A 15764-nucleotide genomic window follows, 5' to 3' on the forward strand; every position below is an offset into this window, starting at 1 on the left:
ACTCCTTTCATATAACGCCTTGTATTAACAAACCATCATTGGTTTAAGTGCGAATGCGCGAGTCCAACGCACATACTCAGTGCAGGGTTGTCTGCTGAATACGCTATCTGTAGATCCTTCTTGCAGACCAAAGGCGTAAGCTCCACAGCGAACATAGCGGTGTTATATCCTCCATACGAATAGCATGAAGAGTTGAATATGCATGTATGACTTCTAATATATCTGCTAGTTCTTCAGTTGCTTCTTTAACATTACTGGCTTCTCTCTCTATAAACCATCCCTTACTTATTTGTTACCGAGTTGTTCCGCCAAACCGATTAGAAGTCCTTCGATTCCACGAATGTAGCAGAGCCGATATGAGTCCTCATACTGAACCACTTCGCCAACAAGCTGAGCACCATGCTTACTGAGTCTGGATACCATTTCGTCAATGTCTTGAACTGTAAACATGACCCGTAGATAACCTAGGGAGTTTACAGGAGCATTTCGGTGATCTGATACAGGAGGTGGGGTGAGGAATCTCGAAAGTTCAAGTCGGCTGTGGCCATCCGGGGTAACCATCATAGCAATCTCTACGCACTGAGAACCTAGTCCGGTTACACGTCCAGCCCATTCACCTTCGACATTGGCTCGCCCTTCGAGACGCAAGCCAACCTCCTCGAAGAAAGAGATCGCGTTATCAAGGGATTCTACAACGATGCCAACATTGTCCATTCTTAGTAATTTGTTTTTGGTCATAGTTTTATCTCCTCGTGTACAAATTGACTACCTGTTCATCTTCAATATTGTTCTATCAAAGGATTATTATACCAATAATACTTTGTAACAATTGTTTACAACAATAAGAAGTCATAATATAGGAGAATGTGAAATTCCATTTGTGGGCCTGTCATATTACGTTTTAGTATCTATTAACCTGAGAGGCTTAAGGAGCGCGTGCAATTGGTCCATCCGGACTTAGCCTCGCAGGGTTGTCCGCTTGAATCTGCTTCATCGAAAATACATCTTGCGGATCAAGGGGCGAATGCCCCGACGCGTGAATGCGATGTTAGATGAAGTCTCTGACCTCTTGAGTTACTCATGGATCAATTTTTTTCTTCTGTCCGGTGAAAATATGGTATTAGACTGGCTAGAAAATAGAAAAAGCGGTAGACTTGGACCGAAGATAAAGTCTTAGACTGCCGTCGTTTTATTCAACTAACGTTCCTGTTAGTTGAATAATTTTTCTCTAAAAACCCAATAATTATCATTCAATATCTGTTGGGTTGCTTTGTCAAAACCAGCATAAACAGCCTTTTTAGAAGGGATTCGACCATAATCAGCTATGCGAACTGGAGAAATGGTCGGGCTGCTACCATCACTTGAGCAAGGAAAAGTAAGAATTCTATAACTGTTATAATCAAAACAATATGCAGCTATTAACCAGTGTGTTGCAAAGGAGTGGTCACTTGCTTGTGTTTCTTCATCCCAATAATCGCTATTTCATGAGTTGTAATCACGCTCACCAATTGGTAAATAACTATATTTCCTGCATTATACCACTTTATTGAGCTAAACTACCCGTTACTACAACGAAAAAGCAACCGATCGATAATCGGCTGCCTTCTTAAAGAAATCAACAAAGCTTATGACTGAGTCAAGATTCCTTTTACAAACAATGAGACACTGTGCTTGTAGAACTCTTCCTCGGTGACGAGTTGGGACTGATATTGTCCGTGAATCAGCTCGCTCATCTGAAATCCGTAACACATCGAGAGAAAAGACATGGCGGCAAGACGCTCATCCTGTCTGGCTATAACTTTTTTCTTCTGCAAGCGTTCAAAATATTCAACCAGCAAGGAGTGCAGCTTCTCGGGCGGATCGGCCAGCACTCTGTCCAATTCGGGAAACATTCCTTTGTCGCGGATGCCAATCAGAATGATGTCCGCATTTTTATGGAAAAACAAACGGTACTGCTGACTTACATTCAGCAGATCGACTTCCGGATTATCGGTCGCGTCCTCTTTTAACAGCTTCTCAAATTGCGGGATATCCGAATGTCTTTCAATGATGGCTTCCAATATGCCTTGCTTGCTTCCAAATTGCCGGAAAATCGTAGATTCATTGACTTTAGCTTCCGTTGCAATGGCTTTGGTGCTTACCCCCCGATAGCCCTTCTTTTTGATGAGCCGTGTCGCGGCTTCGATGATTCTGTCTGAAGTTTGCATTGTTTTTCTCCTTTTGCATATGTTGAACCTATTCTACTACAAGTTTTGCATATGCACAGCAGGACCGGGGTTCATCATTTTCATAAACGTTTATTTATTGCAAATCGCTTCTTTGTTCCCAGCGGCTTGCTTCCGTAATCTTGACATGATCAGGCACCAATTGCGTGAGCGTGCCTAATTTATCAAATGTAATCTGGATTCGGTCAGAGGGCAACAGCCATTGTTCGGTCTCGATTGCACAGCAATCCGGTATCGTCCCCATTCCTATAATCGTGCCTGGGAGCGGCGTAAAAACTTTGAGAACCTCCTCCATCACTTTTGCAGGGTGTGCAGAATACTCGGATGTGCTTCCCTTCCAGTGCAGTCTCTCCCCGATGCGTACATCCACATCCAAAGCCAGCGGGTTGTCGATTTCATCTGGCGTAACCAGAAATGGTCCTATTCCTTTGCTGCGATCAAAATCTTTGCAGCGCGTCGGTCCGGTCATCGCCTGGAAATCCGGCCACTGCACATCGCGGACAGTACTGTCGTTAAAAATAACATAACCTGCAATGCAGTTCCCCTTCCCTGTAACAAAGGCCAGCTCCGGCTCGATATCCAGATAGGAAGAGTACGAAGGCCAATGAATCGTATCCCCATCGCCAATTAATGCATGATGGTTACACTTATAATAACTGAAAGTTACTTTATTCGGATCTTGCTGGAATTTTTCAGCAATTTTGCGTATAAGCTCTTCTCTTTCCGGCCCTGTATATTCTCTTTGCAGCAGATTTACGCCAGCATTTCTCAGATGTCTTGGCGTCAGCCCGAAATCGATAAGCGCAGCCGGATTCGGAACCGGCGGCAGCAGGTTTACCGCTGCAATCGGGCTGATTTCATTTTCATTGAATTGATGCAACTGTTCGACCACATATTGCATCATTTCCTTAGCGGCATCATAACTTGCCGGCAAATTATGAAGATAGCTGTCCATACTTTCAAGACTGTCACAAAATGTTCCCTGCTCTTTCATGATTGCGGCAAAAGACACAACAAATTTCTCGTTAATTACAAGCCCAAACAAAGGCCCCTGGGATGTATGGGTTTGAAAGGTTACTAGTTTCATGATTAAGCGCCTCGATCCATTTAGTGTGATGTTGTTCTGTTACTATCATATAGCACAGAATAAATGCATGCAAGCACACGCTTGTATTACGAATTTCCATTCTCTATAATAAGACATAGTCAGTAGGCCTTATCCCCAAAACATATACGCAAAGGAGAATTTTTATGAAGTATGGACGTATTATCCAAAAACCTCGCGTTAAATTTTTTGAAGTCGCTAATGGCGTCTTTGCCGGTATTTCGCCGTATCGCGGCATCAGTTGGGCCAATGCTGGGTTCATCAACAAGGGTGAAGGGCTGGTGTATGACACGTTCTTTGATTTGTTCCATGCACGGGAAATGCGGGAGGCTTTTATAGAAGTAAGCAACGGCGGCTCTCCCGCATATGTGGTGAACTCGCACTATAACAGCGACCATGCTTGGGGCAACAAAGTGTTTGAAGATGCTTGCATTATTATGCACAAGGAAGCGTCCAGAGAGCGTCTTACAGAAAATATCGCCTGGATGGACAACGTCATCAGAAGAGGAAAGGATTCTCCGGAATCGACTTCGGGCGAGCGGTTTTTTGCAGCGGAATTTGAAGGATTCGACCTGGAAGGCGTAGAATGGGTGCTCCCGAATATTGAGATAAAGGACGATATCAACATCCGGCTTGGCGATACGGAAGTTATGATTTACAACGTAGCTCCGGCCCACTCTGACAGTGACTTGCTGCTGTGGATGCCAAAAGAAAAAGTGCTGTTCGCTGGCGATGTCGTGTTTAACGGCTGTACGGCATACAGCGAAGAGGGAACCCTCAATTGGGTTAAAGTGCTTGATCGCATTATTGATGAAATTAAACCCGAAATCGTTGTTCCGGGACATGGCGCCATCTGTGGCCTGAACTTCGTGAAAGAGCAGAGAGACTACCTCCTGAACCTGATCAGCGAGTTCAACAAGCATTACAATGACGAAATTGATGCCTTGTCCCTGACTAAGCAAATTGATATTTCCCGCTTCCTTCATTGGATTCAGCCAGAACGCTTGTATGTTACAGTGGACATCCTATTGAAAAGTAAACGAGGGTTACCACCCCTTCCAATTTGGAACGAGGTGCCTGCTAAGCTGGAAGACATGAAAGCTTTTTTGGCCGGAAAATATGGTAATCAAATCAAGCCATGGGACCCTATGAGTGTTTGGAAAGAATAGCAATTTGAGGCTAGCCTACAAAAGAACGGCCCTGTCGCAAACGATGCGATCAGCGGCCGTTCTTTTGAATTGTTCCACGGAAATAAAATCGGTGCTTAGAACCGATTATAAAAAAATGGTTTTTATTTTCGATAATTAAATGCTTCTCGGTTGAACTAGTTATCGGATGCCTGTCAATTTCCCTTCTATTAATATATAAAATGTTGAATCTTATTTTGATCTTTCAACTTAATTAATTCTGTTTTTAACATTTCCGGATATACATTCAAATCTATCAATTCATCCAGTAAGAACCATTTAAATACTAACCTTCCATTGTCTTCAATTCCCTTAAATTCTCCAACTTTCTTGAAAACTTCGTGTCCATCCGGGAAATCAATTAAATAATAAAATCCAATCTCATGATAATGCTTATCTTCATATTCAAAGAAATCCTCATTCACAAATAGTAATTTACTCATTTGTACCTCGATATCGAGTTCCTCTTTAATTTCCCTTTTAATTGTTTGATCTGTTGATTCATTAAATTCTACTCGGCCTCCAGGAAGGTTCCAAAAATCATCCTTTTCAGTCGTGTGCAATAATATTCGATTATTATGAATAGCAATACCTGCTACTCTGAAATTGAATTTATTATTATCTCTTTCAAATGTTATCATAGGTCACCTATATTTTTTGATTTTTTGCTTCATCATAATCTGCTGCTATTTCATATATTGTTCTTGTATCTACGAACCCGAGAGGCTTAAAGGAGCGTAGCGACCGGGTCCAGCGGACTTAGCCTTGCAGGGTTGTCTGCTGAATCTGCTTCTTCGTGCTTCCTCTTGCAGACCAATGGCCGAACGACCAGCAGCGTAGATACGGTGTTAACTGATGTCGGTGGCTTCCTGAATATTCTTAATTAATGCAATTTCTTCTTTATTCTTTAGATACGGTTTTATAAATGTTATAATGGTTATAATTAGGTTGAAAGGAGCTGATATCCATGGCAGTTAGTAAAGAGCGAATTGACTATCTTATCAATCATCTCAACCATAAAGATCTTGAACTTGTTACAGACTTAATGGAAAGGCTTGTTCAAAATAATCCCCCCTCTGATGTTCCTATCGATGATGAACCTACTACGGACGCTGATATAAAAGCTATTAAAGCCGCTCACGAGGCAATGAACAACGGTGAGCTCATCAATCTAGAGGATATCGAACATGAATTACGCAATTAAATTCCATAAAGACGCCATCAAATTTATACAAAAGCTTGATAAACCCACTCGAAACCGAATTCTTGATCATATAAATATACTTTCCGAAAATCCGAAACATCCTGAATTAGATATCAAAAAAATGCAAGGATTCAACAAGCACTATCGTCTCAGAGTCGGCTCTTTTAGGATTGTTTATTCCATATTTAATGATCAATTAATTATTGTCATTATCAAAGTTAGTTCTCGTGGTGATGTTTATAAATCTTAGAGACACTGAGTTGTGTCTCTTTTTGTTTGCTCAATACAGATAGCTCCGATTTCAGTTAACTTAAAGTAGTTCTCACTCTCTGAGGATTCGAAAAAACTTTCTTCTTCAAGTTGTCTTCTTAACTTTGCATAATTATGACTAGCGAAACGATTAACATGATCTTTCCGAATGTATGAACCTGCTAGTAATCTATATGTTCCTTCTACGATCAAAGCTTCGCTTCTTTAGCTTTACATCATCCGCTTCTCCTATATAATTTTCTTTTGATAAGAATCTTCTATTTTAGAAATCAATATGTAAATACCTGGATAAACCAGTTTTTCAATGCTTTGAAGCATTTGCACATGCTTTCTCTGACCAATGTATGCTTTACCTGTCCAATTACTAAGTTCGGCCGTTTTTAAGCTCTTGTATTTCTCTCCCATAATATAAAGCTTAATCGACTTCCCTTCATTTTGCAGTCTCCTTATCACCATTATGGTTTTTATATTTTTCAATTCTTGAGAGTTTCATCTAACGTTGTTGTGTTCACGATGTCCCATCGACTTAAGGCGATGAAGTCGCCGGGCGCGATGCGCTAGTCGGTGCGGATGAGTCTGGCTGCTCCTACTTCCCCAAGATCGCTCGCCAGACCGAGGGGCTTGTCCCCCGATGCGTGAACACGGTGTTAGCTGATGTAGCCCACTCCTTCGAGATACCCTCTACTGCCTTACTGTTCCAAATGATATCTTCATACTAGGTGCATAAGTCAGCCATGAATACGATCCAAATTGTCTCGAAAATAAATTCTCTGTTTCATACTGAGCTAGAGCTTCATCACTTAACAACCCCCTGCTCATCAGATTCTGTATCATCTCATGTATATCTCCTGGTTCGTGTCCTAATCCTTCATCTTTAAGAGATGCAAACAGGTCTTCCTTTACCCAGCGTATATTTACGCCCCTTACTTCTTCTATCTCTACCATACCTGCTCCCCCGCCCACTTACAACATCTTCAATAAGATGCCATATATTCAAGCCCTCCTCTGGCTATCCCCATATCCTCTTTCAGTTTTTTACCCCATTGCATATCCTTCTCAAAAGAACGTTTTTGAAGATTAACATGGCATCAAGTCCTTGTCCAACTTACCATCCGCAGATGTTTACTCAACTATCCTCCCCTTTCCGTCCAACTCTACTTTCTTTTCTATCTCCTGTCGCATCAGTCGATCCAACAGACTTTCAATCTGCTGAATATTGCGAAGGCTGACATGTGTGTAGCGCTCCGTTGTATGGCTGCTGGCATGGCCTAGCAGCTCTTGAATGTACCTTGAGTCTGCGCCACTCTCAAGCAAGTGCGTGGCAAAGAAATGCCGCAGCGAGTGGATTCCTACCGTGTTGTTCACTCCGGATCTTGCGAGTGCTTGCTCGAAGACCTTCTGAGCACTTTGCTCCGTAAGGGGCTTACCTGCCTGTTGACCTGGGAACAGCCAGCCCTTGCTCGCTGACTCTCCAATATATGCCTTGATCGCCAGCCAAGCCGCTTGTGACAGGAGAGTCATGCGATATATCTTTCTGACGAAGGTAGATCCTGCTTGCAATAAAAAAGGAGATCAATGCCCTCCGCATTAATCTCCTGATTCTTTCAGGTGTAATTTATTAAATTGTCCTGCATCATCCATTCCATACATTTATCATCCGTTCGTATGAGGGCTTGTCCGCTCCGATATGAAAGTATTCTTAAGCAGCAGCGAGACATCATTATACAGGAATGTGCATTCCCGTCGCTGCTAGTCTCACTTGGGCAGGCAGGTGATAATCCGCTCGAATGTCGACGCCGTGTGACATATGTGTATATACCGCCTTCGTCGGCGCTAATTCCTGAATAAGTTCCGCTGCTTCAACCATATCATAGACTGAACGTGTATCATAGGGAAAGGGCTCCTCATAGAAGTTCGTACCTAGCACGAATAGATCCAGCTCGCGGAATGCCGACTTTTCTTTATCGCCAAGCCCGATGGCATCTGAGGCATACGCCCAGGCTCCATGACAGCGATTGTGCTCAGCAGCTGCTACCGGCCGCTCAAAGCGATAAGCGTAGGAATAACCGTTCTTGCCATGATTCACTCTGATCGGATAAATGGTCCATTCCTCCCAGCGCCAGGAATCCTCCAATACCGTCCATTGAATATAAGCATCAAGCCATGGGTACATGCTTCGGATAATGTCCAGCACTTCCATAGGAGCGATCACATGCCCCTTTTGCTTCATCCATCTGCAAATATCGGCATAGGCAGGCAAGCCCGCGACATGATCCTGATGCGCGTGCGTGATCAGAATATCCGAGATCCATCTCATCCCGGCCAGTTCCATCTGCTGCGGCCAATCCGGTCCACAATCGATAAGGAGCTCACGCTTCCCCTTCATCAGCAGAACAGAAGAACGCATGCGCCGATTCGCGCCAGTAGTGCGCGCTTCCTCGCATACCTCACACTCACAATATACTCTTGGCACACCAAGAGAATCACTGTTGCCTAAAAACACACATTGGTATCCATCATGCTCACGATCTAATGCAATTCTCACTCTGTCCGTATTCATATCCATTCACCTGACTTCTTGGATCGCAGTATCCGCATCCTTGCTGCTTTCTTTTCTTCTCTTCTCTCTAGTATAATAGTTCCGTTCAAGAAGGGATAGTATCGAATCCCGTTGGCTGTATGAACGAAGCTCCGCTTCACAGCATCATGATGAAACGTCCATTTATTGGTTATTCTATACACGCTGGCCACAACAATCGAAGGCAGGACGGAAGAATAGTGCCTTTTTATAAAAATAAGGTTCAGGAGGTTCAACATGCCTTTATCTCTTCATTCAAGCGCTGCAGAAATTGTGGCCCATCGCGGCTATGCCGCCATCTTCCCCGAGAATACCATGCTGGCTTTTCAACGCTCGCTAGAGCTTGGCGCTCACAGCATCGAGCTCGACATTCATCACTCCAAGGAAGGGATTCCCGTCGTCATTCACGATGAGAAGCTGAACCGTACAACGACAGGAAGCGGATATGTGCGGGAGAAGAGCCTTGCCGAGATTAGAAGCGTGGATGCTGGCGTAAAGTTTCATCCGAGATTTGCAGGCTGCCGTGTGCCGATTCTAGAAGAAGCCTTGGATCTGCTTGGCGGACGCTATGGGCTTCAACTGGAGCTTAAAGAAGGCATCAATGAGCAGCAGGCCAAAGGCATTCTCCATTTGCTAGGCATTTACGGCATGCTTGGTCGCACCATGATAATCTCCTTTTACAAATCCAATCTGGAGCTGATGCGGAGGCTTCATCCTGAGATTGAGCTCGGCTTTCTCACCAGCGATATCATTGCACTGGAGCCGATCGCAGAGCTCGGGAGAGCGACGGTATGCTTGGACTACCATATTCCGCTTAAATATCCGAAGATCATCAAAGAAGTGGAAGCCCTCGGGCTCGATGCAGCCGTATGGACCATTCGTCAAGCGCAGACAGCGAGGAAGCTGTATGACTTGGGCATTCGCCGCTTTACCAGCGATATTCCGCTTCGTAGTGATTTATCGCCGCTATAATGCGCATGCTGTTCGACGATGTGCTTGTTAACCATTCTTTGTATCAAGTACGCCCACATTCATTATCAACAGAGCATCGTGGACAAACATAAAATCCTCCTGCAAGACCGTCTTCCTTTTCATGAAGCAAAAGGGAAACAAGCGCGCATGAGGATTTTTTATTGCATTACTTCATTCCATTCATTCTGATGACCTGAATAACTGTACTTCAAACCTCAGTCCTTACCAGCAAAACCAAATATCAAAGCTTGCCAATCTTAGAACTAAGGCTTGCAAACCTTTAGGCTAGTCTCAGGACTTTCTTAGAGCCTTACAAGCCTGCCAGCACCTGATACCAGATTCCTCGCTTGCTGTACAGCTTCTCGCGCACCTCTTCCCAACCGCCCATATCCTCTACTGTAAATAATCCTTCAGGAATGTCCTGACTTTTCTTCGTCTCAGCTTTCACTTGTTCGTTGACCGGCCGGAACCCTGCCTCTACCCAGATTTGCTGTGCTTCCTCTGATTTCAAGAATGACACGAACGCTTCGGCGGCTGCTCTAGTTCCATGCTTATCCACGTAGCGATCGACCACAACAACAGGGTTCTCGATCTGAATCGTATGCTTCGGCACCACAATCTCGTAAGCAATGCCTTCCTTTATCCGAGCAAGCAGCTCATTCTCATAAGTCACGATGGCATCGCCTACTCCGTACTCAAAGGCCGCCATCGAAGCTCGACCGCTCTTATCCATCGAGATCACTTGATCATGGATATCGGCAAGCAGCTGCTTCGCATAGGCTGGTCCATCCATGCCCTTGGCTTCCGCTTCCATTAAGCCCGCACCATAGATCGCATTAATGTCCCATTGGGCGCCTCCAGACGTCTTCGGATTCGGGTACAGCACATCGATCCCCTGCTGTGTCAAGTCTGTCCAATCCTCAATATGAAGGGGATTGCCTTCTCTTGTCCCAATGACCACAATGGATTCTGTCACCATGCCTGAATAGCGGTCCTTCTGCTGCCAATCAGAAGCAACAAGCCCTGCATCAACCAGCTTATCGACATCGCCTTCCATCGCAAACAAAGCAACATCTGCCTCCATGCCGCCGACGATTGATCTCGCCTGTGTGCCGGACGCTTCATAGGACTCCTGTATTTGCAGCTTCTGTCCGGTCTTCTGCTCCCATTCCTGCTGGAAGCGCGGAATCAGCGCTTGAAGCGCATCCCTTGCAACAGAATAAGCACCGATGACAAGCGTGGAGGAGGTGTCATCTGGAGTATTGGACGCAGCAGTTGAAGCTGCATGAGCGGTTTTTGAGGCATGAGCTGCTGTTACTGATGCGTTTGCTTCCTTTGTACCCTTTGCTCCCAGCGCTGGCTGAACCTTCTCCTCCATGCATCCTCCAAGTATAAGTGAAGCTAGGAGGAGCAAGCCGCAGCTAACCTTTACAAGCCCCCGCCCCGCCGAGTACATTCTAGAATTCACTCTTCCTCCTCCTCTCTTCAAATGTGAATCGGCATGGGATCTTCCTTCAGTGCATTCTCCTGCACCCAATGATCCTCATCACTAAACATATAGACACGGTGAACGAGCACATCCACCTCTTCACCAATCTTGAGCACCTCACGCTCCAGCGGACGGTAGGTTTTTAGTGGAAGGTCTGCTACCGTGACCTCTACCAGCCATTCGCTTCCCCTGAAGTGCAGCGCCTTTACGACTCCCCGCTCACAAGCCGACTTTAGCGGCAGCTCCCCAATCTTTCCGACCTCGATATACTCTGGACGTATGAGCGCTTTGCTTTCCGTCCAAGCTGCTGCCGTTTCGAACCCTTTTAGCGAGGCCACATGGTCGAGAATCGTGGATTCCCCAATAAATTCCGCAACAAACGGCGTCTCTGGCGATTTGTAAATATCCCAAGGGGTGCCCTTCTGCTCCAGCTGGCCTTGCTGAATAATCATGATCTCATCCGCCACTTCAATCGCTTCATCCTGATCATGGGTGACGAAGATCGACGTAATGCCCACCCGCTCAATCAGCGATTTGAGCCACGTACGGAGCTCCTTGCGAATCTTCGCATCGATTGCGGCGAATGGTTCATCCAAGAGCAGCAGCTGCGGTTCAGGAGCCAATGCTCTTGCAAAGGCAACACGCTGGCGCTGCCCGCCTGAGAGCTGATGTGGATAGCGCTTCTCCGTTCCAGCAAGGCCCGTAAGCTCAAGCAGTTCCATGACGCGTGTGCGAATGCGGTCCTTCGGCCACTTTTTAATCGTCAGCCCGAACGCCACATTATCGAAGACCGTCATATGCTTGAACAGCGCATAATGCTGGAACACAAAGCCGATGCCTCGCTCCTGAGGAGGCACTTGATTCATCACTCGGCCATGGAATATTATCTCACCGCCATCTGGCTGTTCAAGACCTGCCAGCATGCGCAGCACCGACGTTTTGCCCCCGCCGCTTGGACCAAGCAGGCCAATCAGCTGGCCTGTTTCAATGGAGAAGTTCATTTGACGCACCGCGTGATAATCACCAAACCATTTATTGAGATCTCGAACTTCAATGTGCATCCCCGTGTACTCCTTTGCGTTTTTTGGCCCATTCCATAAACAACAACAGGGCAATCGAGCCTGCAGCAAGCACCAGCGCCAAGCTGTTTGCTGAAGCAATATTAAAGTTATCCACATCCTGATAAACCAAGGTCGTCATCGTCTGCGTCTTGTTCATGATGTTGCCCGATACGACGAGAACCGCGCCGAATTCACCCAATGATCTAGCCACAGTGAGCACCACGCCGTACAGCACACCCCAGCGAATAGATGGCCATGTCACGCGCCAGAACGTCGTCCACTGATAAGCGCCAAGCATCGAGGCAGCTTCCTCCTGCTGCGTACCGATCTCCTGAAGCACCGGAACAACCTCGCGAACCATAAGCGGAAACGTCACGAACAGCGTGGCGAGCACCATGCCCGGGAAGGCGTAGACAATAGGAATGCCCGCATCGGCTAGCAGCGTCCCCACCACCGTATTCGGTCCCAGCATCAGTACGATCATAAAGCCGCCAATGACAGGCGATACCGCATAAGGAAGATCTATGATGCTGTTCAGCCACCGTCTTAAGCTCCGCCCAATCCAGTTGCCACGAACAATGGTGATGGCCATAAAGATGCCAAACATCGTATTTAGCAGCGTAACGACAACGACGACGGAGAGCGTCATCTTCATCGCATGCAGCGCTTCAGGTCTTGTTAACGATGCAAGCACTGACGATACCCCATGCTCCATTGCACTTAGAACCACCTGCATAAGCGGAATGATCAGCAGAAGTAAAAATACCGCATAAGTCAGCACAATAAGGACACGAGCCGTTCCTGATCTCTTGCTCATCGCTCTTCCCTCCTTGACTGCAGGGTATTCACAATCCACAGAACCAGAAAGGATAACGTAAGCAGCATGACTGAGACAGCAGCAGCTCCTTGAGGATTGTCACTTTCAATCTCGCCGAAGATAAACACAGAAGCGATTAACGTCTTTCCTGGAATATTGCCCGCAACGAGCACCACAGCACCGAACTCCGCCAGTGCGCGGGAGAAGGCCAGCATGCCTCCACTAATCATTCCAGGTCCCATCTGAGGCAGCAGCACCTTGAAGAACGTTCGAAGCTTCGAAGCGCCCAGCGTATGAGCGGCTTCTTCCTGCGTGCGATCCGCTTCCTCCAACAGCGGCTGCACCGCGCGGATGACAAAGGGGAAAGTTACGAATACCATCGCAATAACGATTGCCGGCTCAGCAAATACGATGCGAATCCCTGCTGCATGGGCAAGGCTTCCAATCCAGCTGTTCGGACCTAGGAGGAGAAGAATCATTAAGCCCCCTACGGCTGTAGGAAGGGCGAAGGGCAGATCAACAAGACTGTTCAATAAGGTGCGTCCAGGAAAGCGATAACGGTGCAGTACCCATGCGGCCATCGTGCCGATCACGATGTTAATGGCTGTAGCGATCAAGGATAAACGGAAGGTGAGCCAGATAGACTTCCATGCCAGAGGTTCGAAGATGCTTTCAATAAATACAGGTACTCCTCCGGAGAAGGATTGAACATAAATGCCCGCTATGGGCAAAATAATCAGCAGCAACGTATATAAGATCAGGGTTGAGCGGAACCCCCACTTGACATCTCTTCGCTGAAGCAGTGTATTCATAACCTTCCTCCATCTCCATACGGTTCCAAGCATGAGAGGTTTGTTTTATAATTCCTAGCTGTTTACTTGGTCTTTGTTTTAACTTACTTTACCAAAAATTGTCGCTTGTCGTCAATACTTAATTATTCCTTATGCAACGTATTCGGAATGCTTATAATTGGTTAATCCGCGGAGAAAAAACATGCCGAGATTTTTGTATGTCCTGCATAGAAAAAAAGCATCTGCATACGTACAACATCAGCTGCACGAACACACATGCTTCTTAAGGAAGGCTGGTCATTTGAATAAGGTTGATGATGGACTTGGATCACTCAAGGTTAAGCTTCTGCATGATACTTGGATACTGCATACTTCTGGTATAACGTATTAAAGCTTCTATTTGATAGGAATGGCAGGGGCTTATCACTGTCATAGCAGGATCATTGTCATGCCTTTACTTCATCACGACAATTCATTATCGATACAACGCATCAATTGGCTAAAATGTAAGGCTGGACGAATGCCTTTCATCGTTGTGAACAGGCTTCGCTCACCTGTGATGTAAGCTATAGAAACCAAGGACTACCCGTAACGATTGATGTTCATCAAAAAAAGGATAGGTCATAAGGACGTGCATATCTGGCATTTCGGCTCCTGGTGAGTCTGTCAGCATATGAGAGTGCAGGAGTAGATCGAATCGGGCGGATTCCTCCGCATTCCTTCGATGCTTTCGATACTATAGGTAACGGCTACGCCGTCTGGATCGCATCCTCCATCGCTTTGCGGCACAGGAATCTTACATGAGAAGATGCCGCTGGCTTCACTTCCTCGAAGGATACTTGATCTTGAATGTAATAGGAGATGAATCCATGCATGGACAGGAACATGCTGCGCGGTATATTCTGACGATCCTGATCGGACAGTGCCTTCACCCCGAGGGATTGTCTCACAATGCTTGAGAACATCTCCAAGCATCGGCTTTGTTCCGAGCGCGCATACGCGAGCAGCTCTTCATCTCTAGTCATGAACATAATCTCATAATGATGCGGATGATTGAGTCCAAATGCTATAAATTCCAGCATAACCAGTTCAAGCTTCGCTATTCCCTCGCTTGATGTATGGTTGATGATTCGCTCAAACAAGCGGCCGAGACGCTTGAAGTCTTCTTGCACAAGCGCATAGAAGAGCTCGGCCTTGTCTTTGAAGTGATAGTATAGTGATCCATGACTGTACCCTAAATGCTGTCCGATGCTTCGCATCGATATTGAACGATAGCCCTTCGTCACAAATAGATGCCTGGCAACCTCTAATATTCGCTCACGCGACAATTCTTGCTCCACAGCTTTTCTTGGCATGGCACTCTCTCCTTATTCACCTTCAATGTAATAAGCAGGTTCTCCCTTCTGAATGCTCGCCTGACCTTGCGTCAGATCGACCATCCACTCCATGAATGAGTCGCTATCGCCATATACTGGCAAGCAGGTTAAGGTTACCTTATCCGTATAATAGGTCTCACCCATTCTCATCTGTCTGTTTCTAAGCTCATTCTCAACTTTACCAAGCCATGTATAATCAACCTCGACCAATACTTCCTGATGCAGCACCTTCTCGATTGCTTCAGCGCCTTCAATAGCCGCCACAGCGCCATCCGAATAAGCTCGTATCAGTCCTCCTGCTCCCAGCATAATGCCGCCAAAGTAGCGTGTTACCACGATTGCCGTGTCCTTAAGGCCTTGGTGCTTGATGACTTCAAGAATCGGCTTTCCCGCGGTTCCGCTTGGCTCGCCGTCATCTGAAGCCTTTTGGACCTCATCTCGCTCTCCAATCACATAGGCGGAGCAGTTGTGCGTCGCATTCCAATGCTTCTTCTTGATCTCTTCAATAAAAGCAATGGCCTCCTCTTCCGTATGAACGGGCTTCGCATAGCCGATAAAGCGGGATTTCTTGATGACGATTTTTTTTGATCCGAATGCGCGAACAGTCTTGTAGCGCTCCAACAACTTGTATCACCTTCCATGAGTGCCAAGAAAGCAGTTCCCGTGAGTTCCACGATGAACTGCTTCCT

The 15764-nt window shown here is 46.1% G+C and carries 17 protein-coding genes; 4 read left to right on the forward strand and 13 right to left on the reverse strand.

All coding sequences use genetic code 11. The features are described 5' to 3' along the window. Positions 1–285: 285 nt before the first annotated feature. From B9Y93_RS09710 to B9Y93_RS09720, 3 genes are all read right to left on the reverse strand, one after another. The gene (locus B9Y93_RS09710) at positions 286–738 is read right to left on the reverse strand and encodes a VOC family protein (protein ID WP_085494221.1); all 453 of its coding nucleotides are present in this window, start codon (positions 736–738) and stop codon (positions 286–288) included. Between the two features lie 887 nt (positions 739–1625). Then, entirely contained in the window at positions 1626–2207 is a 582-nt protein-coding gene (locus tag B9Y93_RS09715; protein WP_085494222.1) for a TetR/AcrR family transcriptional regulator, read from the reverse strand. Between the two features lie 94 nt (positions 2208–2301). Further along, positions 2302–3312: a fumarylacetoacetate hydrolase family protein gene (locus tag B9Y93_RS09720; protein WP_085494223.1), complete on the reverse strand. Its 1011-nt coding sequence runs from the start codon at positions 3310–3312 to the stop codon at positions 2302–2304. A gap of 164 nt (positions 3313–3476) precedes the next feature. Here B9Y93_RS09720 and B9Y93_RS09725 point away from each other — a divergent pair, with 164 nt between their 5' ends. Next, positions 3477–4499 (forward strand): MBL fold metallo-hydrolase, encoded by a 1023-nt coding sequence (locus B9Y93_RS09725; protein WP_085494224.1) that lies wholly within the window; start codon positions 3477–3479, stop codon positions 4497–4499. Positions 4500–4687: 188 nt separating this feature from the next. Here B9Y93_RS09725 and B9Y93_RS09730 read toward each other — a convergent pair whose 3' ends face one another. Then, positions 4688–5158, reverse strand: a complete 471-nt coding sequence (locus B9Y93_RS09730) for an NUDIX hydrolase (protein ID WP_085494225.1) — start codon at positions 5156–5158, stop codon at positions 4688–4690. A gap of 326 nt (positions 5159–5484) precedes the next feature. Between B9Y93_RS09730 and B9Y93_RS09735 the strand changes: the two genes are divergently transcribed. Both B9Y93_RS09735 and B9Y93_RS09740 read left to right on the forward strand, forming a co-directional pair. Next, positions 5485–5721, forward strand: a complete 237-nt coding sequence (locus tag B9Y93_RS09735) for a hypothetical protein (RefSeq protein ID WP_085494226.1) — start codon at positions 5485–5487, stop codon at positions 5719–5721. Further along, positions 5705–5971 carry a type II toxin-antitoxin system RelE family toxin gene (locus tag B9Y93_RS09740; protein WP_085494227.1) on the forward strand — a complete coding sequence of 89 codons (267 nt, stop codon included), beginning with the start codon at positions 5705–5707 and terminating at the stop codon, positions 5969–5971. Before B9Y93_RS09735 ends, B9Y93_RS09740 begins: the two co-directional genes overlap by 17 nt. 701 nt (positions 5972–6672) lie before the next feature. Here the strand turns inward: B9Y93_RS09740 and B9Y93_RS09750 are convergent. The 3 genes from B9Y93_RS09750 to B9Y93_RS09760 all read right to left on the reverse strand — a co-directional run bounded on the left by B9Y93_RS09750 (position 6673) and on the right by B9Y93_RS09760 (position 8551). After that, the gene (locus B9Y93_RS09750) at positions 6673–6936 is read right to left on the reverse strand and encodes a hypothetical protein (protein WP_085494229.1); all 264 of its coding nucleotides are present in this window, start codon (positions 6934–6936) and stop codon (positions 6673–6675) included. A 177-nt stretch (positions 6937–7113) separates the two neighbouring features. Next, complete coding sequence (locus tag B9Y93_RS09755; RefSeq protein ID WP_085494547.1) at positions 7114–7512, reverse strand: tyrosine-type recombinase/integrase; 399 nt, start codon at positions 7510–7512, stop codon at positions 7114–7116. A 199-nt stretch (positions 7513–7711) separates the two neighbouring features. Then, positions 7712–8551, reverse strand: coding sequence for an MBL fold metallo-hydrolase (locus B9Y93_RS09760; RefSeq protein ID WP_085494548.1), 840 nt, complete (start codon positions 8549–8551; stop codon positions 7712–7714). A gap of 255 nt (positions 8552–8806) precedes the next feature. Between B9Y93_RS09760 and B9Y93_RS09770 the strand changes: the two genes are divergently transcribed. Then, a complete protein-coding gene (locus B9Y93_RS09770) occupies positions 8807–9541 on the forward strand; it encodes a glycerophosphodiester phosphodiesterase (protein WP_085494231.1) in 735 nt (244 codons plus the stop codon). A 310-nt stretch (positions 9542–9851) separates the two neighbouring features. Here B9Y93_RS09770 and B9Y93_RS09775 read toward each other — a convergent pair whose 3' ends face one another. The 6 genes from B9Y93_RS09775 to B9Y93_RS09800 form a co-directional block, all read right to left on the reverse strand. Continuing rightward, positions 9852–10997, reverse strand: coding sequence for a sulfate ABC transporter substrate-binding protein (locus tag B9Y93_RS09775; RefSeq protein ID WP_425320339.1), 1146 nt, complete (start codon positions 10995–10997; stop codon positions 9852–9854). 29 nt (positions 10998–11026) lie between these two features. Then, on the reverse strand, positions 11027–12091 hold the full coding sequence (locus B9Y93_RS09780) for a sulfate/molybdate ABC transporter ATP-binding protein (protein ID WP_085494233.1): 1065 nt from the start codon (positions 12089–12091) through the stop codon (positions 11027–11029). Further along, a complete protein-coding gene (locus B9Y93_RS09785) occupies positions 12081–12908 on the reverse strand; it encodes a sulfate ABC transporter permease (RefSeq protein WP_085494234.1) in 828 nt (275 codons plus the stop codon). Before B9Y93_RS09785 ends, B9Y93_RS09780 begins: the two co-directional genes overlap by 11 nt. After that, positions 12905–13720 carry a sulfate ABC transporter permease subunit CysT gene (gene cysT / locus B9Y93_RS09790; protein ID WP_085494235.1) on the reverse strand — a complete coding sequence of 272 codons (816 nt, stop codon included), beginning with the start codon at positions 13718–13720 and terminating at the stop codon, positions 12905–12907. The genes B9Y93_RS09785 and cysT overlap by 4 nt, the downstream gene beginning before the upstream one ends. Before the next feature lie 728 nt (positions 13721–14448). Further along, the gene (locus B9Y93_RS09795; protein WP_085494236.1) at positions 14449–15054 is read right to left on the reverse strand and encodes a TetR/AcrR family transcriptional regulator; all 606 of its coding nucleotides are present in this window, start codon (positions 15052–15054) and stop codon (positions 14449–14451) included. 12 nt (positions 15055–15066) lie between these two features. After that, on the reverse strand, positions 15067–15699 hold the full coding sequence (locus tag B9Y93_RS09800; protein ID WP_085494237.1) for a YigZ family protein: 633 nt from the start codon (positions 15697–15699) through the stop codon (positions 15067–15069). Between the last annotated feature and the right edge of the window lie 65 nt (positions 15700–15764).

It is taken from the genome of Paenibacillus aquistagni (genome assembly GCF_900177815.1).
GTDB lineage: Bacteria > Bacillota > Bacilli > Paenibacillales > Paenibacillaceae > Paenibacillus_B > Paenibacillus_B aquistagni.